This is a genomic window from Endozoicomonas sp. ISHI1 (assembly GCF_024606225.1).
Classification (GTDB): domain Bacteria; phylum Pseudomonadota; class Gammaproteobacteria; order Pseudomonadales; family Endozoicomonadaceae; genus Endozoicomonas_A.
On record NZ_JAGRPU010000037.1, the window covers coordinates 12986 to 36131 of the forward strand.

Genomic DNA, 23146 nt, shown 5'->3' on the forward strand with positions numbered 1-23146 from the left:
ACAATATTGTTTTTATAAAGTTCACCCTTCAGCTTTAAGCATGCAGTAGAAAAAACAACAATAGGCTGGCAACAGGGTTTGCACGGGTCAACGTTGTCTGAATCAATCAGACCTTATTCGCAGGTTATCTGAGGTATTGACGAACTTCGGGGTTTCTTTGTTTTGCTTCATTGATAAACGCCTTATTATCTTTAAGCCCGGCAGCAGCATAACTGAAAGCTTCAGGATTTATTTCAATGAGTTCGAGCATACACCGGCGATCCTTTAAAAGCGTTTTACTGACATAGCTTAAGATAGAAACATTAAAAGCCACTAAGGTTTTAATAATGTTTTTATCATTTCGAATTCTGTCACTGGCATATTCCAGAGCTGCTGGATAATCTTTGATAGCGGCTATGACAACCTCTTCATTATCCCGTGGTTCGGGTCCGGCCTCTTGCAGACAATCGCCATCGATGGTGACTGCAGCCAGGACGACCTGTTTATCATTCTTTAGCTCTTCACTGACACCTTCCAGGCAAGATGGATCCAATGAAATGACTGCTAATACAAGCTCTTTATCATTTCGAATTCGTTGGCTAGCATATTTCATGCCAGCCCTGAGCAGAAAACTCTTGACCTTTTCTTTTTGTCCATCAGACAACTGCGCCGGTGGAAGATGAAACTCCAGACTGTAACTGTAGGACGGCTTGATAAAGTAATACTGATCTTTCAAATGAGGATACAAAAGCTCAACCCATTGATAAGCCTTATCAGGATCTAAGAATAAAAAATGATGGTATAGCTCCCTGAAGATTTCCTTAGAGTGTTGATCACTCATTAACACTTCGCAAAAATTGTCGTTCGATGTAGCTAGCCGTCGACCATAATCAATAAAATGTTGTTGACGGTTGCTTAATAACTGGTAGTAACCCGGATCAATTCGAATTCGCTCCCCCACAGACATTAGGAAAAGGCAATGCTGAAAGGCAAATCTATTGGCTTCTGCCGAAACACCGCTATTAAGGCGTTGTACAAGCGAGTTAAAGCTCCACTGACCTCCTTCAAAAATGGTTCTTTGACTAAAGAACAGATCCAAATTCCGGAGTGATCGTAACACCGTCGTCAGCTTTACAAACGCCTCCCGAATGATTGGACGTGATCTTATTCGGGGGCATTCGACGATAATTTCTCCCGCTATGGCGTTACAATTTAGCTTTATGCTATCCGCATTTTCATCCAGTTCGATCGCTTTCAGTGACTCCACCAGAAACCACATACGTTTGAACTTGCCGCGTGTAATACGGTCATCAGCACTACCAAATTGGTCAGAATATTTCAGCCGCAGGGTTCGTCCTTTCCCACCCTCTGCATGTTCAAGTAGCTCGATAACGCTCACATGAGATCCTAACCTCAGATTAACAATCAAGGCTTCATCCATAATGATGACAACCCCGTTAAGAATCATTAATGCATCGAGGGATGCTTTGCAGGCTGGACTCAATAGTGCTTCCGTTTCAGTCAGAGCCCTGCAATCGATATAGGTGATGCACTGTTCTGGAGAGATCCTGCCCTGACCCGAGGCCACTGTGACCGGTGAAAGCGCCTTTACGAAGCGCTGATGCAGGGCAAAAATCAGTTCATGCACGCTCCGGATCTGCTCAGCCTCATAAGGGTCGAGTGCCTGGAGACAGGATTGTAACTGATGACAGTCTGCCACCCAGTGACGAAATATTCCCGGGGATAGCTGCCCTTTTTCAGTGGCTTGCACTGGAAGGATGATACTCTTTAGCCCTGACCGGATAGTTCGTTTCAGCGTCTCGAACCGGCTGCTCAGTTGCAATAATTCATCCAGCAATATTTCGATCTCGGATGAAGCTCTGCTACCCGCCAGCCGCAGGAATGCATGATACCCATCCAGCAGAGCTTCAGCCCCATGAACCAGCCGTTTTACGCTGTCACAGGTCTCTGCCAGTAGCTTTGATCGTTGCGGCGACATGCTCAGTTTTATCGGGTTTGCCAGACAATCCAGTCCGCCGCCGGAGGCAAAAAATGCCAACAAACGGGCATTTTGATCCGTGAGCCATTGAAAACCGCTGGCGACCTTACTGAATGTGTCTTCAGAGGGGGACAAATCATCCCATGACGGGACAGCTGTTGCTAACGGCACATCAGAGACAGCAGAAGACAGGCTTCTGTGACTCGCCAGTTTTTCGGTAAGGTCACCGGCAATAATAAAGGCTCCGGGCTGACCGTTAAAGCGGGCGCAGGCCAGTGTCGCCTGTTGGCCATCATGAACGGCCACTGCTGCAAATTGTTCGCCGGCCAGCATTAAGGTTTTTACTTCCTGTCTCATAAGGATCGCTACATGATCATTAAATCCTCCTTCGGCAAAGACAAAACCCCCTGCCCGCTTCAGAAAGCCAGGCTCAAGCATCCACTCTTGAGCATGGTGGGCCACGACTATGGCTCCCTCTGGCATAGTGTCTGACGCTCCTTTTTTGGCCAGCCAGATGGAGCCGGTACAATAACCTTCGCTGACAGCCTCGCCACTGGCCAGACTGTCTTCCGGTACGGATACGGCAAATTCCATGCCGCCAGTGAGTCGGGTTATGGGGCGCACCTGAAACAGAAACAGACGATCCTGATGATCGATGCCAAATTCCACATCCACGGGGCAGCACAACAGATCTTCCAGCTTTGTCACCGCCTCCCTAAGGTCTGAAACCATATCATCACTGAGTTGTTGCTCAACGGCGTTTGATTGCGCACCGGCATCATCGATTCTTGTTTCCGAATAGCCGTTATTGTTCTTGCGCAAGGTGAAGTAACTTGAGATTGTTCCGGGAAAGTATTGAGAGCTGTCGGCTTCTTCTTTACGATCCTCGCGATAAATATCAATGCGGTGAGGCGTGTTGCCGGACTGCCCTGCCACTACACCTCTGGGTTGACCGAGAGTGTACTCAACCCTGATGGTATTATCCTGAAAGGACCGAAAGCTCATGGCGACCCCACCATATTGGCAATTAATGCACTGTTGAATGACCAGCGCCATAGGTGGAGATATCACTCCGGGACAGACTTCAGGCCGGTAACCTGAGGCCATGACCTTAAGACAGGTACGCAAAACATCCTCTTCTCCCTGAACTTCAGACAGGTATTTGCCCGCCTGGGCATCGCCGTAATCATCTTCATTGATCCCGGAACTGCGGACAATAAGCGGCTCTGATGTTGATAGTCCGTGCCCCCTGATGTGTCGGGCCACTTCTGAATCTTTAACCTGCTCATAAAAGTCCTCACTGGCAATAAATGCCGCCAGACCCGCCAGCCAGCTATCTCTTTTGGTTTGCTCTGAAGGTGGCAAAGCATTGAGGCGCTCCCTGATGTTCGCCAGACTGATCTTTGCCTCCGGTTCATCGACGATCCTCGGGAGACAGGGGCCTAAACGATGACTATCCAGCGGGTATTGCTCGAGAGCCTCCATGACCTGAGCGGTCACACACTGGAATGATGGAACAGGCAAATCGGCGTTCTCCATGCGCCACAAAAACAACCCCTTGCCCCCAAGTTGTTCCCGGTACATGAGAGCCTTATCTGAAGCAGAACGGCAGCTGCGCTTAACCAGCGACACTGGGTCAGTAATACTACTGGCACCAGGAGAACTTAATTGCCTTTTGGCTGAACGACTGACCCTGCTGGATGAACCAGAAGCCCCGGCATTCTGATTTTGATTCGTTCCCGGAATTTCAGGATCAAAGGTAGCAGGTAACATCAAGATATCCCTCTCATGTTAATATGAATCCATGTTTTGATAGCTGGCACATCAATAAACCACCTCCTTTTGACAATAATTTTTTAGTAAAGTTCACCCGGCAGCCTGAAGCAGGCAATAGAAAAATAACAATAAGCTGGCAACACGTTTTGCACTGGTCAACGTTGTCAGAGCCAATCAGACCTTATCCGAACATTTTCTGGTGTATTCAATCACTTTGGGATTTCTCAGAATGGCTGAATCGATAAAAGCTTTATCACGTTGAAGCTCGGCAGCCGCATATTTGAAAGCCAGAGGTTCCTTTGCAATTAAGTCGAGTATATAGTCGCGATCATTCAACACCGTTTCACTGGCATCCATTAAGAATTTAATGCTATGAGCAATGACACTATTAATAATATTTTTATCCCTTCGGATTCTTTCACTGGCATACCGAAGAGCTTCAGGACTTTTTTCGACAGCTGTCATAACAAACTCATAATCATCCTGAAGCTTCGGGCTGGCATGACCCATACAATAGCCATTCCGATTGACTGCGGCTAAGACAACTTCTTTATCTCTCTTCATTTCTTCACTTGCATATTGCAGATCAAGTGGATGTTTTGCAATGGCTTCTAATACCAGCTCTCTATCATTTCGTACACGTTGGCTGGCATATTTTAATCCGTGCTTCAGCAAAACATTCTTGAGCTTTTCTTTATTATCCGGAAGCGAGTGAAACGGGGGAATATAAAAATTCAGTCTGTAACTGTAGGATCGATTGATAATAAAGTATTGATTTCTCAGGTCATACACATGCTCAACCACTCGAATAGCGTTTTTGGGATCAAACAATAAAAAGTGATGCAAAACTTCCTTGCGGGCGTCCTCACTGATCTCATCACTCATTAACATTTTCCGAACACTGTCCTCCGGCTTTCTTCCGCATAATACTAACCACTGACACTCATCCAGTCGCTCAGCAAGATTAACAATCTGTTGGAGGTGGTCGCTTAATAACTGGCAGCAAGCGGGAGTAATACAGTAACCCTTTCTGTAAAACAATGAGAAAAGGCAATGTTGAAAGGCAAATCTATCGGCTTCTGTCACAACTTGCCTGTTAAGGCGTTGTGCAAGCAAGTTAAAGTCCCACTGATCTCCTTCAAAGATGGCAGTGTGTTCCAATTGTTGATCCAGATTAAACATAGCGTCTAGTACAATCAGCAGTTTTCCAAAGGCATCTTGCATGGTTTCACGTGATTCCATTCGGTGCCATTCGATGATTATTTCTCCTGCCACTGCGTTGCAAGACAACTTAATACCATCAGCATTTTTATCCAGTTCGATCGCTTTCAGTAACTGCACCAAAAACCACATACGTTTTAACTTGCCAACTTTATGATCGCAATAAAACTCATTAAACACGTCAGAAAATTTCAGCCGCAAGGTTCGCCCTTTTCCTCCCTCTGCGTGTTCAAGTAGCTCGATGAGACCCACGTGAAATCCTAACATCAGGTTTACAATCAGGACATCATCCAGACTGACGACAGTGGCTGAAAGCCCTGATTTTTTGATGGATGCCTTGCAGGAAGGACTCAACAGCGTCAACGTTTTACCCGGAGTCGTGCAATCAACATAGGTGACATCCCTTTCCCTGGTCAGCCTGCCGCGACCCGAAGCCAGAGCGACCGGTGCCAGTGCCTTTATGAAGCACTGATGCAGGGCAAAAATCAGCTCATGAACACTCAGAACCTGCTCAGCCTTTCGAGGATCGAGTGCTTGAAGACAGGATTGTAGCTGATGACAGGCTGACACCCACTGGCGAAACAGTCTCTGGGATACCTGCCCTTCCTCAGCGGCTTGCATGGGCAGAATGATACTCTCTAACCCGAATCCAATGGTTTGTTTCAGCGCCTCAAACCGGTTGCTCAGTTGCGATAAATCTTTCAGCAATGGCTTCACCCCGGATGAACCCTTTTCACCCGCCAGCAACAAAAAGGCCCGGTAACCTTTCAGCTGTGCTTCAGCCCCATAAATTAACCTTTTTACACTCTCCTTAGTCTCTGCCAGTATCTTTGATCGTTGCGGCGACATGCTCAGTTTTATGGGGTTTGCCAGACAATCCAGTCCGCCGCCGGAGGCAAAAAATGCCAACAAACGGGCATTTTGATCCGTGAGCCACTGAAAACCCCTGGCGACCTGACTGAATGTGTCTTCAGAGGGTGACAAATCATCCCATGACGGGACAGCTGTTGCTAACGGCACATCAGAGACAGCAGAAGACAGGCTTCTGTGACTCGCCAGTTTTTCGGTAAGGTCACCGGCAATAATAAAGGCTCCGGGCTGACCGTTAAAGCGGGCGCAGGCCAGTGTCGCCTGTTGGCCATCATGAACGGCCACTGCTGCAAATTGTTCGCCGGCCAGCATTAAGGTTTTTACTTCCTGTCTCATAAGGATCGCTACATGATCATTAAATCCTCCTTCGGCAAAGACAAAACCCCCTGCCCGCTTCAGAAAGCCAGGCTCAAGCATCCACTCTTGAGCATGGTGGGCCACGACTATGGCTCCCTCTGGCATAGTGTCTGACGCTCCTTTTTTGGCCAGCCAGATGGAGCCGGTACAATAACCTTCGCTGACAGCCTCGCCACTGGCCAGACTGTCTTCCGGTACGGATACGGCAAATTCCATGTCGCCAGTGAGTCGGGTTATGGGGCGCACCTGCAATAGGAACAGGCAACCCTGATGATCGATGGCAAACTCAACATCCACAGGGCAAAGCAACAGGCCTTCCAGCTTTGTCACCATCTCCCTGAGTGTTGAAACCGTATCATCACTGAGTATATGCCTTCCGTCGTCTGATTGAGGTTTCGCATCATCAATTCTTGTTTCCGAATAGCCGTTGTTTTCACTGTTTTTTTGGAGGATGAATGGATTTGAAACCGTTCCGGGAAAGTATTGCCAGCTTTTAGCGCCTTCTTCGCGAAAAATGTCAATGCGGTGGGGCGTATTACCTGACTGTCCTGCCACTACCCCCCTGGGCTGACCGGGTGTGTACTCAACCCTGACAGTATCATCCTGAAAGGATTGAAAGCTCATGGCGACCCCACCATATTGGCAGTCAATACACTGCTGAATGATCAGCGCCATGGGGGGTGGTATCACTCCGGGACAGACTTCAGGCCGGTAACCTGAGGCCATGACCTTAAGACAGGTACGCAAAACATCCTCTTCTCCCTGAACTTCAGAGAGGTATTTACCCGCCTGGGCATCGCCGTAGTCGTCTTCGTTGATGCCAGAACTGCGAACAATCAACGGCTGTGATGTCGAGAGTCCGATCAGCTGACTGCGCAGATCTCTCATATGCCGGGCCACTTCAGAATCTTTAACCTGTTCGTAAAAGTCACTGCTGGCAACAAAGGTCGCCAGACCCTCCAGCCATTCATTCCTTTTGTCTTGCTCTGAAGGTGGCAGGGTATTGAGGAGTTCCCTGATCTTCATCAGACTGCACTCCGCCTCTGGTTCAGGGACAATCCCCTGGAGGTAGCGCGCTAAACAATGGGTATCCAGCGGGTGTTGTTCAAGTGCATTCATTGCCCGGGCTGTAACACATTTGAACGGTGGCACAGGCACTTCTATTGCCTGCATACGCTGCAAAAACATTCCCTTACCCCCAAGTTGTTTCCGGTTGGATGGAGAATAGTCAGCAGCCTGATCTGAAAAAGATAAACTGCTGGCTCTGCAGATGCGCTTGACCAGTGGCGTTTCGTCGATCGCAACGCCAGTGGTATCAGGACCACCGAAATGACTTTGGAATGGACTACTGGCCCCAGTATCCTGAATTGGATTCTTTGTCAGTACGTGGTGATGTGATTTGTCAAATTCGGCAGGTAACACAACAATATCCCTTTTAAGTTAATATTCACCCATGATTTAGTAGCTTCCGCTTTAATTAATTACTTTCTTTTGACCATGATGTTTTCATAAAATTCACTCGTCGGCCTGAAGCAAGCAATAGAAAGAACCACAACAAGCAGGCAACATGGTTTGTAGTGGGGAACCTTGTCTGGATAGATCAGACCTTATTCGCAGATGATGCGGCGTATTCAAGAACTTCGGGGTTTCTTTGTTTTGCAGCCTCGATAAAAGCGGTATCATCTTTAAGCCCGGAAGCAACATATATGAAAGCTCGAGCATTCTTTGCAATTAAGTCCAGCATATACTCGCGATCACTCAATACCTTTTCACTGGCAAATGATAAGGTATCAATACTATCAGCAATGGCCATTCGAATAATGTCTTTATCAGTTCGGAGTCTTTCACTTGCATAACGCAGAGCCCAGGGATACTTTTCGACCGCAGCCACGACGATATCTCTGTTATCCCTCAGCTTTTCACTCAAATATTGCAGTTCCAGGGGATGTTCTGAAATGGCGTGTAATACAAAGTCTTTATCATTACGAACCCGTTGGCTGGCATATTCCAGCCCATGCTTGCGCAGGGCATTCATGACCTTTTCTTTATGATCCCCAAATGATGGGCCCGGTGGCGCATAAAACTCCAATCGGTAACGGTAAGATGGATTGATAACAAAGCATTGATTTCCCAGGCCATACACCTGCTCAACCAATCTGGTAGCGCTTTTAGGATTTAATAATAAAAAATGATGTAAGAGCTCCCTGCGGGTGTCCTCACTGATCGCATCACTCATTAACATTTCCCGCAGACTGTCTTCCGGTTTTTCCCGAAGAAACACTGACCACTGACACTCACCTAACCGCCGGGCATGACGAACAAACTGTTGGTGGTGTTTGCTTAATAAGCTGCGACAAGCGGCAGAAGTGTACCACCCCCCTCCACTCCGATAAGACATTAAGAAAAGGCAATGTTGAAAGGCAAATCTATCCGCTTCTGTCGCAACGTCACGATTAAGGCGTTGTGCAAGCAAGTTAAAGTCCCACTGACCTCCTTCAAAAATGGGCTTGTTCCCAAACTGACGATCCAGATTGTACATAGCACGTAACACCTTGATCAGTTTTTCAAAGGCATCCTGCATGATTTTCGGTGAGGTCATTCGGGAGCATTCGACGGTCATTTCACCTGCTACGGCGTTACAACCCAGCTTCATGTTATCGGTATTTTTATCCAGTTTGATCTCTTTCAATAATTGCCCCAGAAACCACATACGCCTTAACTTACCGGATTTACCATCGTCACCAGGTCGATCAAATTTGTCAGAAAATGTCAGCCGCAAGGTTCGTCCTTTACCCCCCTCCGCGTGTTCAAGTAGCTCTATAAGGCCCACATGACTTCCAAGATTCAGGTTAACAATCGAGGCTTCATCCATACTGATTACAATCCCTGAAAGCCCTAAATCTTCCATGTATTCTTTGCCAGACGGCCTCAATAGCGGTGACTTTTCACCCAACACACCCGGAGTCGTACAATCAACATAGGTGATGTCCTTTTTCGTGAAGATCCTGCCCTGACGCGAAGCCAGAGTGACCGGTGCCAATGCCTCTACAAAACGCTGATGCAAGGCAAAAATCAGCTCATGGACACTCTGCACCTTCTCAGCCCTCTCAGGGTTGAGAGCCTGAAGACAGGATTGCAGCTGATGGCAGCCTGCCATCCACGAACGAAACATTCCCCGGGATAGCAGCCCGTCTTCTGAGGCTTGTATGGGCAGAATGATACTCTTTGAATGGGATCGGATAGTCTTTTTCAGCAACTCGAACCGGTTGTTCAGTTGCGGTAATTCTTTCAGCAATCGCTTGACCTTGGGTGGACTGTTGTCGCCCGCCAGCAGCAAAAAGGCCCGATAACCCTTCAACAGTGCTTCAGCACCATGAATTAGCCGACTTACGTTATCCCTCGTCTCAGCCAGTCGTTTTGATCGTTGTGGCGACATGCTTAATTTTATGGGGTTTGCCAGACAATCCAGTCCACCCCCGGAGGCAAAAAACGACAATAGGCGGGCATTTTGATCCGTGAGCCATTGGAAACCGCTGGCGACCTGACAAAATGTGCCTTCAGGGGGAGACAAATCATCCCGTGATGGGAAGGCTTTGGTTAACGGCACATCGGAAACAGCAGAGGCCAGGCTTCTGTGACTGGCCAGTTTTTCAGTAATATCACCAGCCACAATGAAGGCACCAGATTTACTGTTAAAGCGGGCGCAGGCCAGCGTGACCTGCTGGCCATTCTGAGCGACTATTGACTTATACTTGCCACCCGCCAGCATTAAGGGCTTTTTTTCCTGTCTCACAAGGATCGCTACATGATCATTGAATCCGCCCTCGGCAATGACAAAACCACCTGCCCGCATCAGGAACCCGGACTCAAGCATCCAATCTTCGGCGTATCGGGCCACCACAATGGCTCCATGTGGCATAGCCTCTGTCTCTCGTTCTTTAGCCAGCCAGATGGCTCCGGTGCAATAACCTTCGCTGACGGCCTCGCCATTGGCCAGACTGTCTTCGGGTACGGGCATGGCAAAATCCATGCCGCCAGAAAGTCTGGTTATCGGACGCACCTGCAACAGGAACAGGTGACCCTGATGATCAATGGCAAACTCCACATCCACCGGGCAGAGCAACAGGTCTTCCAGCTTTGTCACCATCTCCCTGAGTGCTGAAACCGTGTCATCACTGAGTCGCTGCCCACCGTCGTCTGGTGGGGCATCTGACTTATAAATGATTGTCTCCGAATAGCCGTTATTATCCGTGTTTTTTTGAAGGATGAATTGACTTGAAACCGTCCCGGGAAAGTATTGAACGCTTTCAGCCCCTTCTTCGCCAGAAATATCGATGCGGTGGGGCGTGTTACCTGACTGTCCTGCCACAACACCCCTGGGCTGACCGGGTGTGTACTCAACCCTGATGGTATCATCCTGAAAGGATTGAAAGCTCATGGCGACCCCGCCATATCGGCAATCAATGCACTGCTGGATGATCAGTGCCATGGTGGGTGGTATCACTCCGGGACAAACTTCAGGCCGGTAACCTGAGGCCATGACCTTGAGACAGGTTCGCAGAACATCCTCTTCTCCCTGAACTTCCGAGAGGTATTTACCTGCCTGGGCATCGCCGTAGTTGTCCTCATTGATGCCAGAACTGCGGATAATCACCGGCTGTGACGTGGATTGTTCTTCAAGCTGACAGCGCAGATTCCTGATGTGGCAGGCTGCCTCAGAATCTTTAACCTGTTCGTAAAAGTCACTACTGACAATGAATTGTGTCAGACCCTCCAGCCATTTATCCATTTTGTTTTTCTCTGATGGTGGCGAGGTATTCAGGTATTCCCTGATTTTTATCAGACTCCACCCTGCTTCCGGTTCAAAGACGATCCCGGGTAGATAGCGGGCTAAACGATGGGAATCCAGAGGGTGTTGTTCAAGCGCATTCATTACCCGGGCTGAAACACATTTGAACGGCGGGACTGGCAGCTTTATTGCCGCCATGCGTTGCAAAAACATCCCCTTGCCCCCAAGTTGCTCACGGCTTGGGAGAGAATCGTTAGTAGCCTGATCTGAAATTGATAAACGGCAGGTGCGCTCGGTGAGTGACGTTGGGTCAGATAAGCCATTGGGATCAGGATCACTGAAATAATTTTTGGGTGAACTCTCAGTCCCATTAGTTGAACTGCCAGCTTGAGTATTCTGATTTGTGTTCGTTGTCAGGGTTGGAAAATCTGATCTGCCAACATTAGCAGGCAACATAAGGATATCCCTCTCATGTTAATATTCATCCATGCCTCAATGGCTGGTAGTTACCCTCATTCGACAATAATCTTTTTATAAAGTTCACCCGTCTGCCTGAAGCACACAATAGAAAAAACAACAGTAAGCTGGCAACACGGCCTAAAATGGTCAACCTTGTCTGAATGGATCAGACCTTGTTCGCAGATCGCTGAAATCAGTGGTTGCCGACAGACAATCCACTGAATTTGCACAGAGACACCTAAAACCTGACGTATCTAAGAACTTCAGGGTTTATTTGTTTTGCTGCCTCGATAAAAGCCTTATCACTTCCAAGCTCGAAAGCAACAAACATGAACACACGAGGATTCTGTGCAATTAAGGTCAGCATGTACTCGCGATCATTCAATAATGTTTTACTGGCACCTATTAAGATATCAATATTGACAGCCATTAAGCTTTCAATAAGGTTTTTATCGCTTCGGATTCTTTCAGCGGCATAACACAAAGCTTTCGGAGACTTTGCGACAGCGGCCTTGATGACATCAATATCATTCCTCAGATCGTCACTCAAATATGGCAGTTCTCCTGGATGTTCTGAAATGGTGGGCAATACAAAGTCTTTATCATTCCGAACCCGTGAACTGGCATATTTCAGTCCATGCTTGCGCAGGGTATTCATGACCTTTTCTTTATGATCCCCAAGCGGTGGACTCGGTGGCGCATAAAACTCCAATCCGTAACGGTAAGATGGATTAATAACAAAACACTGATTACCCAAGTCATAAAATTGCTCAACCACACTGATAGCGCTTTTAGGAACTAATAATAAAAAATGATGCAAGAGCTCCCTGCGGCTGCCCTCACTGATCTCATCACTCATTAACATTTCCCACAGACTGTCTTCCGGTTTTTCCTTAAGAAACACTGACCTCTTACACACACCCAACCGCCGGGCATGATGAGCAAACTGTTGGTGGTGTTCCTTCAAAAACCGCCAGCAAGGGTCAATGAGCCCACGAGTCCCACTCAGAAAAGACTTTACAAAAAGGCAATGTTGAAAGGCGAATCTATCCGCTTCTGTCGCTATATCACGATTAAGGCTTTGTGCCAGCAAGTTAAAGTCCCACCGACCTCCTTCAAAAATGGGCGTACCGTCTAAATCACAATCCAGATCAGACATGGCACGTAACACAATGATCAGTTTTTCAAAGGCATCATGCATGGTTTGAGGTGATTTCATTCGGGGGCATTCGACGGTCATTTTACCCGCTACAGCGTTGCAACCCAGCTTCATGCTACCCGCATTTTTATCCAGTCCGATCTCCTTCAATAATTGCGCCAGAAACCACATACGCCTGAACTTGCCGGGTTTATCACCGTAGGTTAAATCAAAGTTGTCGGAGAATGTCAGCCGCAAGGTTCGTCCTTTACCTCCCTCTGCGTGCTCAAGTAGCTCGATAAGACCCACATGAACCCCTAACTTCAGGTTAACAATCACGGCTTCATTCATACAGATGACAGTTCCTGAAAGTTTTAGCTCTTCCATAGATGCTTTTCCGGAAGAACTCAATAGCGTTGCCTTTTCACCCGGGGTCGTACAGTCGACATAAGTGATTTTATTTTTCGTAAACACCCTGCCCTGAGCCGAAGCCAGAGCGACCTGTGCCAATGCCTCTACAAAGCTCTTATGTAAGACAAAAATCAGCTCATGGACACTCTTCACCTTCTCAGCCTCAACAGGGTTGAGAGCTTGAAGACAGGATTGCATTTGATGACAGTCTGCCACCCACGGGCGAAACATTCTCCGAGATAACTGGCCGCCTTCAGCGGCTTGCATTGGCAGAATGATACTCTTTAAACCGGAGCGGATGGTCCGTTTCAGCGTCTCGAACCGGTATTCCAATTGCGGTAATTCTATCAGCAATCGCTCGACCTTGGGTGGACTGTTGTCGCCCGCCAGTAGCAAAAAGGCCCGATAACCCTTCAACAGTACTTCAGCCCCATGAATTAGCCGATTTACGTTATCCCTCGTCTCAGCCAGTAGTTTTGATCGTTGTGGCGACATGCTTAATTTTATGGGGTTTGCCAGACAATCCAGTCCACCCCCGGAGGCAAAAAACGACAATAGGCGGGCATTTTGATCCGTGAGCCATTGGAAACCGGTGGCGACCTGACTGAATGTGTCTTCAGGGGGAGACAAATCATCCCGTGATGGGAAGGCTTTGGTTAACGGCACATCGGAAACAGCAGAGGCCAGACTTCTGCGACTGGCCAGTTTTTCGGTAATATCACCAGCCACAATGAAGGCAGCAGATTTACGGTTAAAGCGGGCGCAGGCCAGCGTAACCTGCTGGCCATTCTGAGCGACTACTGACGCATACTTGCCACCCGCCAGCATAAAGGGCTTTTTTTCCTGTCTCATGAGGATCGCCACATGATCATTGAATCCGCCCTCAGCAATGACAAAACCACCTGCCCGCATCAGGAACCCGGACTCAAGCATCCATTCTTCGGCGTGTTGGGCCACCACAATGGCTCCATGCGGTACAGTGTCTGCCTCTTGTTTATTGGCCAGCCAGATGGGTCCGGTGCAATAACCTTCGCTGACGGCCTCGCCATTGGCCAGACTGTCTTCGGGTACGGACATGGCAAAATCCATGCCGCCAGAGAGTCTGGTTATGGGACGCACCTGCAACAGGAACAGGCGACCCTGATGATCAATGGCAAACTCCACATCCACCGGGCAAAGCAAGAGGTCTTCCAGCTTTGTCACCATATCCCTGAGTGCTGAAACCATGTCAACACTGAGTCGATGACTGCCGTCGCCTGATTGGGGGTTCGCATCATCAATTCTTGTTTCCGAATAGCCGTTATTTTCACTGTTTTTTTGGAGGATGAATTGATTTGAAACCGTTCCGGGAAAGTATTGCCAGCTTTCAGCGCCTTCTTCGCGAGCAATATCGATGCGGTGGGGCGTATTACCTGACTGTCCTGCCACTATGCCTCTGGGCTGACCGGGTGTGTACTCAATCCTGACAGTACCATCCTGAAAGGACTGAAAGCTCATGGCGACCCCGCCATATTTGCAGTCAATACACTGTTGAATGATCAAAGCCATGGGTGGTGGTATCATTCCGGGGCAAACTTCAGGCCGGTAACCCGAGGCCATGACCTTGAGACAGGTTCGCAGAACATCCTCTTCTCCCTGAACTTCAGAGAGGTATTTGCCCGCCTGTGCGTCGCCGTAGTTATCTTCATTGATGCCAGAACTGCGGACAATCACCGGTTGTGATGTGCACTGTTCGTCCAGCTGACAGCGCAGGTTTCTGATGAGTCGGGCTGCTTCAGAATCTTTAACCTGTTCGTAAAAATCATGACTGGCAACAAATTGCGCCAGACCCGCCAGCCATTTATCCCTTTTGTTTTGCTCCGAAGGTGGCAAAGTATTGAGGTGTTCCCTGATCTTTATCAGATTCCACTCTGCCTCCAGCTCAAGGACGATCCCGGGGAGATAACGGTCTACACGATGGGTATCCAGAGGGTGTTGATCAAGAGCATTCATTACCCGGGCTGTCACACATTCAAATGGCGGAACATCCAGGCCGGCTTGCTTCATGCGTCGCAAAAACATCCCCTTGCCACCGAATAGTTCCCGGTTGGAGGGAGAACAGTTTGCAACCTCATCTGAAACAGATAAACTGCAGAAGCGCTTGTCTAATGGCGTTTGCCCGGTCAGAGCGCCACTGACATCAGGACCACTGAAATACCGTTCGGACGGACTGTTGGCTCCGGTATCCTGATTTGGCTTCATTGTCGGGGTTTGACGGACCGATGTGTCAATACGAGCTGGTAACATCAAGATATCCTTCTCATGTTAATATTCATCCATGCCTCAATGGCTAGTGATTATCCCCTTTTAGACAATAATGTTTTTATAAAGTTCACCCGTCAGCCTTAAGAACGCAATAGAAGAAACAACAACAAGCTTGCAAGACGATTTACACTGGTCAACGTTGTCTGAATAGATCAGACCTTATTCGCAGACCACCTGACGTATCTACCAACTTCAGGATTTCTTTGTCTTGCCGCCTCGATAAAAGCATCATCAATTTTAAGCTTGGAAGTAGCATATTTGAAAGCCAGTGGATTCTTTGCAATTAAGTTCAGCATGTACTCGCGATCATTCAATAACGTTCTACTGGCATTTTTTAAGATATTAACACTGACAGCCATTAAGCTTTCAATAATGTTTTTATCGCTTCGAATTCTTCCACCAGCATAACTTAAAACACTGGGCAACTCTGCGACAGCGGCTTTGACGACATCACTATCATTCCTCAGCTCCTCACTCAAATATTGCAGTTCTGTGGGATGTTTTGAAATGGTGGGTAATACAAAATCTTTATCATTCCTAACCCGATGGCTGGCATATTTCAATCCATGCTTCAGCAGGATCTCCCTGACCTTTTCTTTATGATCCCCAAGCAGTTGGCACGGTGGTAGATAAAACTCCAGTTTGTAACGGTAAGATGGATTGATAACAAAGCATTGATTACCCAAGTCATACAATTGCTCAACCAATTTAGTAGCGATTATGGGATTTAATAACAAAAAATGATGCAAGAGCTCCCTGCGGGTGTTCTCACTTATCTCATCACTCATAAACATTTTCAACAGAACACCCCCCGGTTTTCCCTGGAGAAAATCTGGCCACCTGGACAACAACCGGGCATGATGAGAAAACTGTTGGTAGTGTTTGCTTAAAAGCTGGCTGCAAGGGACAAGAATGTACCTGCGGCTCTCATTACGATAAGACATTACGAAAAGGCAATGTTGAAAGGCGAATCTATCCGCTTCTGTCGCCAGATCACGATTAAGCCGTTGTGCAAGCAAGTTAAAGTCCCACTGACCTCCTTCAAAAATGGGACTGGAATTCAAATCAAGATCCAGATTACATATAGCACGTAACACAATGATCAGCTTCTCAAAGGCATCCTGCATGGTTTGACGAAATTTCATTCGGGGGCATTCGACAGTCATTTCACCCGCAACGGCGTTGCAACTTAGCTTCATGCTACCCGCATTTTTATCCAGTTCTATCTTCTTCAATAATTGCGCCAGAAACCACATACGACTGAACTTGCCGGATTGATCATCGTCATCCGTTCCATTAAATTGGTCAGAAAATCTCAGCCGCAAGGTTCGTCCTTTCCCTCCCTCTGCACGCTCAAGTAGCTCGATAAGGCCCACATGACTTCCTAACTCCAGGTTGACAATCACAACTTCATCCGTACTAATGACAGTCCCTGAAAGCTCTAGCTCTTCCATAGACGCTTTGGCCGAGGCCCTCAATAGCGGCGGCACCTTCTCATCCGGCTCAGCCAGAGTCGTGCAATCGATATAGGTGATTTTCTTTATCGTAGAGATCCTGCCCTGACAAGAAGCCAGAGTGACCGGTGCCAATGCCTTTACAAAGCGCTTATGCAGGGCAAAAATCAGCTCATGGACACTCCGCACCTGCTCAGCCTCCTCAGGGCTGAGAGCTTGAAGACAGGATTCCAGCAGATGACAGTCTGCCAGCCACGGACGAAACATTCCCGGAGATAGCTGCCCGTTATCAGCGGCTTGCATTGGCAGAATGATGCTCTTTATCCCGGACCGGAGGGTCTGTTTCAGCGCCGCGAACCGGTTGAACAGTTGCAGTAATTCTTCCTGCAATGGCATGATCTCAAGTGAATCGCTATGCCGCGCCAGACGCAAGAATGCCTGATAACCCTCCAACAGTGCTTCAGCCCCATGAATCAGACGATTGACGTTATCCGCAGTCTCAGTCAGTAGCTTTGATCGTTGTGGCGACATGCTTAATTTTATGGGGTTCGCCAAACAATCCAGTCCACTGCCGGGGGCAAACAATGCCAACAGGCGTGTATTTTGATTCGTGAGCCATTGGAAACCGCTGGCAACTTTATGAAATGTGCCTTCAGGGGGAGACAAATCATCCCGTGACGGGACAGCTTTTGCCAGCGGCACATCAGAAACAACAGAAGACAGGCTTCTGTGACTGGCCAGTTTTTCGGTAATGTCACCGGCCACAATGAAGGCACCGGATTTACTATTAAAGCGGGCGCAAGCCAGCGTGACTTGATGGACACCCTGAGCGATCACTGCCGTATACCTGCCACCTGCCAGCATTAAGGGCTTTTTCTCCTGTCTCATGAGGATCGCCACATGATCATTGAATCCTCCTTCTGCAATGACAAAACCACCTGCCCGCATCAGGAAACCGGGCTCAAGCAGCCATTCTTCGGCGTGTCGGGCCAGGACGATGGCTCCGTGTGGCATTATGTCTGACTCTTGTTTTTTGGCCAGCCAGATGGGCCCGGTGCAATAGCCTTCACTGACGGCCTCACCAATGATCAGACTGTCATCGGGTATAGGCATGGCAAAATCCATACCGCCAGAGAGTCGGGTTATGGGGCGTACCTGCAACAGGAACAGGCAACCCTGATGATCAATAGCAAACTCCACATCCACCGGGCAAAGCAACAGGTCTTCCAGCTTTGTCACCACATCCCTGAGTGCTGAAACCGTGTCATCACTGAGTCGATGACTGCCGTCGCCTGATCGGGGGTTCGCATCATCAATTCTTGTTTCCGAATAGCCGTTATTTTCGCTGTTTTTTTGGAGGATAAATTGATTTGAAACCGTTCCGGGAAAGTATTGCCAGCTTTCAGCGCCTTCTTTGCGAGCAATATCGATGCGGTGGGGCGTGTTGCCGGACTGTCCTGCCACTATGCCTCTGGGCTGACCGGGTGTGTACTCAATCCTGACAGTATCATCCTGAAAGGACTGAAAGCTCATGGCGACCCCGCCATATTTGCAGTCAATACACTGTTGAATGATCAAAGCCATGGGTGGTGGTATCATTCCGGGGCAAACTTCAGGCCGGTAACCCGAGGCCATGACCTTGAGACAGGTTCGCAGAACATCCTCTTCTCCCTGAACTTCAGAGAGGTATTTGCCCGCCTGTGCGTCGCCGTAGTTATCTTCATTGATGCCAGAACTGCGGACAATCACCGGTTGTGATGTGCACTGTTCGTCCAGCTGACAGCGCAGGTTTCTGATGAGTCGGGCTGCTTCAGAATCTTTAACCTGTTCGTAAAAATCATGACTGGCAACAAATTGCGCCAGACCCGCCAGCCATTTATCCCTTTTGTTTTGCTCCGAAGGTGGCAAAGTATTGAGGTGTTCCCTGATCTTTATCAGGCTGCACTCTGCCTCCGGCTCAGGGACGTTCCCGGGGAGATAACGGTCAAAACGATGGGTATCCAGAGGGTGTTGTTCGAGAGCATTCATTACCCGGGCTGTCACACATTCAAATGGCGGAACATCCAGACCGGCTTGCTTCATGCGTCGCAAAAACATCCCCTTGCCACCGAGTTGTTTTCGATTGGAGGGAGAACAGCTGGCAACCTCATCTGAAACAGATAAACTGCAGAAGCGCTTGTCTAATGGCGTTTGCGCGGTCAGAGCGCCACTGGTATCAGGGCCACTGAAATACCGTTCGGATGGACTGTTGGCTCCGGTATCCTGATTTGGCTTCATTGCCGGGGTTTGACGGACCGATGTGTCAATACGAGCAGGTAACATCAAGATATCCTTCTCATGTTAATATTCATCCATGCCTCAATGGCTAGCAGCCTGTCGGACTTAAGCGTCCGTAGCGAGGATTGCAAGAAATTGAGGATAAAAATTTCTGCTTCTGAGGAGAATAGCGAGCTATTTGACGAAGAAGCAGGAATTTTTAGACCAATTTATTGCAACCGCAGTAGGACGGCCTTAAGTCCGACAGGCTGCTAGTGATCACCTCCTTTCGACAATAATGTTTTTATAAAGTTCACCCGTCAGCCTGAAGAACGCATTAGAAGGAAAAACAACAAGCTGGCAAGATGATTTACACTGGTCAACCTTGTCTGAATCGATCAGGCCTGGTTCGCAGATCACCAGACGTATCCACGAACTTCGGGGTTTCTTTGTCTTGCTGCCTCGATAAAAGCCTTATCTATTCTAAGCCTGAAAGCAACAAAGATAAACGCACGAGGATTCTGTGCAATTAAGTTCAGCATGTACTCGCGATCATTCAATAATGTATTATTGGCATATCTTAAGGTATCAACATTGACAGCCATTAAGCTTTCAATAATGTTTTTATCACTTCGTACTCTTTCACTGGCATGGCACAAAGCTTTGGGATATTCTGCGACAGCGGCCTTGACTACATCTACATCATTCCTCAGCTCCTCACTCAAATATCGCAGTTCTGCAGGATGTTCTGAAATAGCGGGTAATACAAAAACTTTATCATTTCGAACCCGTTGGCTGGCATATTGCAGTCCATGTTTCAGCAGGCAATTCCTGACCTTTTCTTTATGATCGCCAAGCGGTTTACCCGGTGGCACATAAAACTCCAACCTGTAACAGTAAGATGGATTAATGACAAAGCATTGATTTTCCAAGTCATACACTTGCTCAACCAATCTGGTAGCACTAGTGGGATTTATTAGCAAAAAATGATGTAAGAGTTCCCTGCGGATGTCCTCAGAAATCTCATCACTCATTAATCTTTCACTCAGAAGTTCCCCCGGATTTTCCCTGAGTAACGTTGACTGCCGAGACAGACTTAGCAGCCGGGCACCATAGGCAAACTGTTGGTAGTATTTACTCAAAAACCGGCAGCAACCGGAAGTAATGTGCCAAACACTTCCATTTAGATGAGACTTTACAAAAAGACAATGTTGAAAGGCGAATCTCTCTGCTTCAGTCGCGACATTACGATTAATACGTTGTGCAAGGATGTTAAAGTCCCACTGCCCTCCTTCAAAAATGGGCCTGGAATTCAAATCAAGATCCAGATTATACATAGCACGTAACACAATGATCAGTTTTTCAAAGGCATGCTGCATGGTTTGACGTAATTTCATTCGGGGGCATTCAATGGTCATTTTACCCGCTACAGCGTTGCAACTCAGCTTCATGCTGCCAGCATTTTTATCCAGTCCGATCTCTTTCAATAATTGCGCCAGAAACCACATACGCCTGAACTTGCCGGATTTATCATAATCGGTTACATCAAAGTTGTCGGAGAATGTCAGTCGCAAGGTTCGTCCTTTACCCCCCTCTGCGTGTTCAAGCAGCTCAATAAGACCCACATGACACCCTAACTTCAGGTTAACAATCACGGCTTTATCCATACTGATGACTGTCCCGGAAAGCCCTAGCTCTTTCATAGATGCTTTATCGGAGAGCCTCAATAGCGGTGCCTGTTCACCCGGGGTCGTACAATCGACATAAGTAATGTTTTTTTCCGTAGATATCCTGCCCTGATCTGAAGCCAGAGTGACCGGTGCCAATGCCTCTACAAAGCGCTTATGCAGGGCAAAAATCAGCTCATGGACACTCCGCACCTGCTCAGCCTCCTCAGGGATGAGGGCTTGAAGACAGGATTGGAGCAGATGACAGTCTGCCAACCACGAACGAAAAATCCCCGGGGATAGCTGCCCGTCTTTAGCAGCTTGCATTGGCAGAATAATACTGTTTAAACCGGATCGGATGATCTGTTTTAGCGCCTCGAATCGGTTGCTCAGTTGCGATAACTCTTCCAACAATGGCTTGACCTCGGCTGAGCCGGTGTCACCCGCCAGCCACAAAAATGCCCGGTAACCCCCCAGCAGTGCTTCAGCCCCGTGAATCAGCCGATTTACGTGGTCCCTGGTCTCAGCCAGTCGTTTTGATCGTTGTGGCGACATGCTCAATTTTATAGGGTTTGCCAGACAATCCAGTCCGCTGCCGGGGGCAAAAAGTGCCAACAAACGGGCATTTTGATCCGTGAGCCATTGAAAACCGCTGGCTACCCCGTGGAATGCGCCTTCAGGGAGAGATAAATCATCCCGTGACGGGACAGCTTTTGCCAAAGGCACATCAGAAGCAGCAGAAGCCAGGCTCCTGTGACTGGCCAGTTTCTCGGTAATGTCACCGGCCACAATAAAGGCACCGGGCTTACGCTTAAAGCGGGCGCAGGCCAGCGTGACTTGCTGGCCATTCTGAGCGACCACTGACGCATACCTGTCACCAGCCAGCATCAAGGGCTTTTTTTCCTGTCTCATGAGGATCGCCACATGATCATTGAATCCGCCCTCGGCAATGACAAAACCACCTGCCCGCATCAGAAACCCGGACTCAAGCATCCATTCTTCGGCGTGCTGGGACACGACAATGGCTCCATGTCGCATCAAGCCTGCGTCTTGTTTTTTGGCCAGCCAGATGGGTCCGGTGCAATAGCCTTCGCTAATGGCCTCGCCACTGGCCAGGCTGTCTTCGGGTATGCGCATGGCAAAATCCATACCGCCAGAGAGTCGGGTTATGGGGCGCACCTGCAACAGGAACAGGCGACCCTGATGGTTGATGGCAAACTCCACATCCACTGGGCAGAACAACAGGTTTTCGAGCTCTGCCACCATCTCCCTGAGTACTGAAACCGTGTCATCACTGAGTCGCTGCCCGCCGTCGTCTGACCGGGAATTCGCATCATCAATTCTTGTTTCCGAATAGCCATTATTTTCACTGTTTTTTTGAAGGATGAATTGATTTAAAACCGTTCCGGGAAAGTATTGAGCCTTTTCAGCGCCTTCTTCGCGAGCAATATCGATGCGGTGGGGCGTGTTACCGGACTGTCCTGTCACTACACCCCTTGGCTGACCCTGTGTGTACTCAATCCTGATGGTATCATCCTGAAAAGATTGAAAGCTCATGGCGACCCCGCCATATTGGCAGTCAATACACTGCTGGATGATCAGTGCCATGGGTGGGGGTATCATTCCGGGGCTGGCTTCGGGCCGGTAAGCTGAGGCCATGACCTTGAGGCAGGTACGCAAAACATCCTCTTCTCCCTGAACTTCAGAGAGGTATTTACCCGCCTGGGCATCGCCGTAGCTGTCTTCGTTGATGCCAGAACTGCGGACAATCACCGGTTGTGATGTGCACTGTTCGTCCAGCTGACAGCGCAGGTCCCTGATGTGTCGGGCTGCTTCAGAATCTTTAACCTGTTCGTAAAAATCATGACTGGCAACAAACTGCGCCAGACCCGCCAGCCATTTATCCCTTTTATTTTTCTCTACAGGTGGCAAGGCATTGAGGTGTTCCCTGATCTTTATCAGGCTGCACTCTGCCTCCAGCTCAAGGACGATCACGGGGAGATAGCGGGCTAAACGATGGGAGTCCAGAGGGTGTTGTTCAAGCGCATGCATTACCCGGGCTGAAACACATTTGAACGGCGGGACAGGCAGATTTATTGCCGCCATGCGTTGCAAAAACATCCCCTTGCCCCCAAGTTGCTCACGGCTTGGGAGAGAATCGTTAGCAGCCTGATCTGAAATAGATAAACGGCAGGTGCGCTCGGTGAGTGACGTTGGGTCAGATAAACCATTGGGATCAGGATCACTGAAATAATTTTTGGGTGAACTCTCAGTCCCATTAGTTGGGCTGTCGACTCGGGTATTCTGATCTGTGTTCGTTGTCAGGGTTGGAAAATCTGATCTGCCAACATTAGCAGGCAACATAAGGATATCCCTCTCATGTCAATATTCACCCATGCCTCAATGGCTGGTAATTACCCTCTTTCGACAATAATGTTTTTATAAAGTTCACCCGCCAGCCTGAAG

The 23146-nt window shown here is 48.4% G+C and carries 6 protein-coding genes; all 6 read right to left on the reverse strand.

Annotation, left to right across the window (positions count from 1 at the left end; genetic code table 11):
- Positions 1–124: 124 nt before the first annotated feature.
- The 6 genes from KBW69_RS18960 to KBW69_RS18985 all read right to left on the reverse strand — a co-directional run bounded on the left by KBW69_RS18960 (position 125) and on the right by KBW69_RS18985 (position 23044).
- Positions 125–3751 carry a DUF4116 domain-containing protein gene (locus tag KBW69_RS18960; RefSeq protein ID WP_257281881.1) on the reverse strand — a complete coding sequence of 1209 codons (3627 nt, stop codon included), beginning with the start codon at positions 3749–3751 and terminating at the stop codon, positions 125–127.
- Between the two features lie 177 nt (positions 3752–3928).
- Entirely contained in the window at positions 3929–7624 is a 3696-nt protein-coding gene (locus KBW69_RS18965; RefSeq protein WP_257281882.1) for a DUF4116 domain-containing protein, read from the reverse strand.
- 178 nt (positions 7625–7802) lie between these two features.
- Positions 7803–11447, reverse strand: coding sequence for a PEP/pyruvate-binding domain-containing protein (locus tag KBW69_RS18970; protein WP_257281883.1), 3645 nt, complete (start codon positions 11445–11447; stop codon positions 7803–7805).
- Positions 11448–11688: 241 nt separating this feature from the next.
- On the reverse strand, positions 11689–15285 hold the full coding sequence (locus KBW69_RS18975; protein WP_257281884.1) for a PEP/pyruvate-binding domain-containing protein: 3597 nt from the start codon (positions 15283–15285) through the stop codon (positions 11689–11691).
- Between the two features lie 170 nt (positions 15286–15455).
- Positions 15456–19079 carry a PEP/pyruvate-binding domain-containing protein gene (locus tag KBW69_RS18980; RefSeq protein ID WP_257281885.1) on the reverse strand — a complete coding sequence of 1208 codons (3624 nt, stop codon included), beginning with the start codon at positions 19077–19079 and terminating at the stop codon, positions 15456–15458.
- Between the two features lie 350 nt (positions 19080–19429).
- Positions 19430–23044: a PEP/pyruvate-binding domain-containing protein gene (locus KBW69_RS18985; RefSeq protein WP_257281886.1), complete on the reverse strand. Its 3615-nt coding sequence runs from the start codon at positions 23042–23044 to the stop codon at positions 19430–19432.
- Positions 23045–23146: the final 102 nt, after the last annotated feature.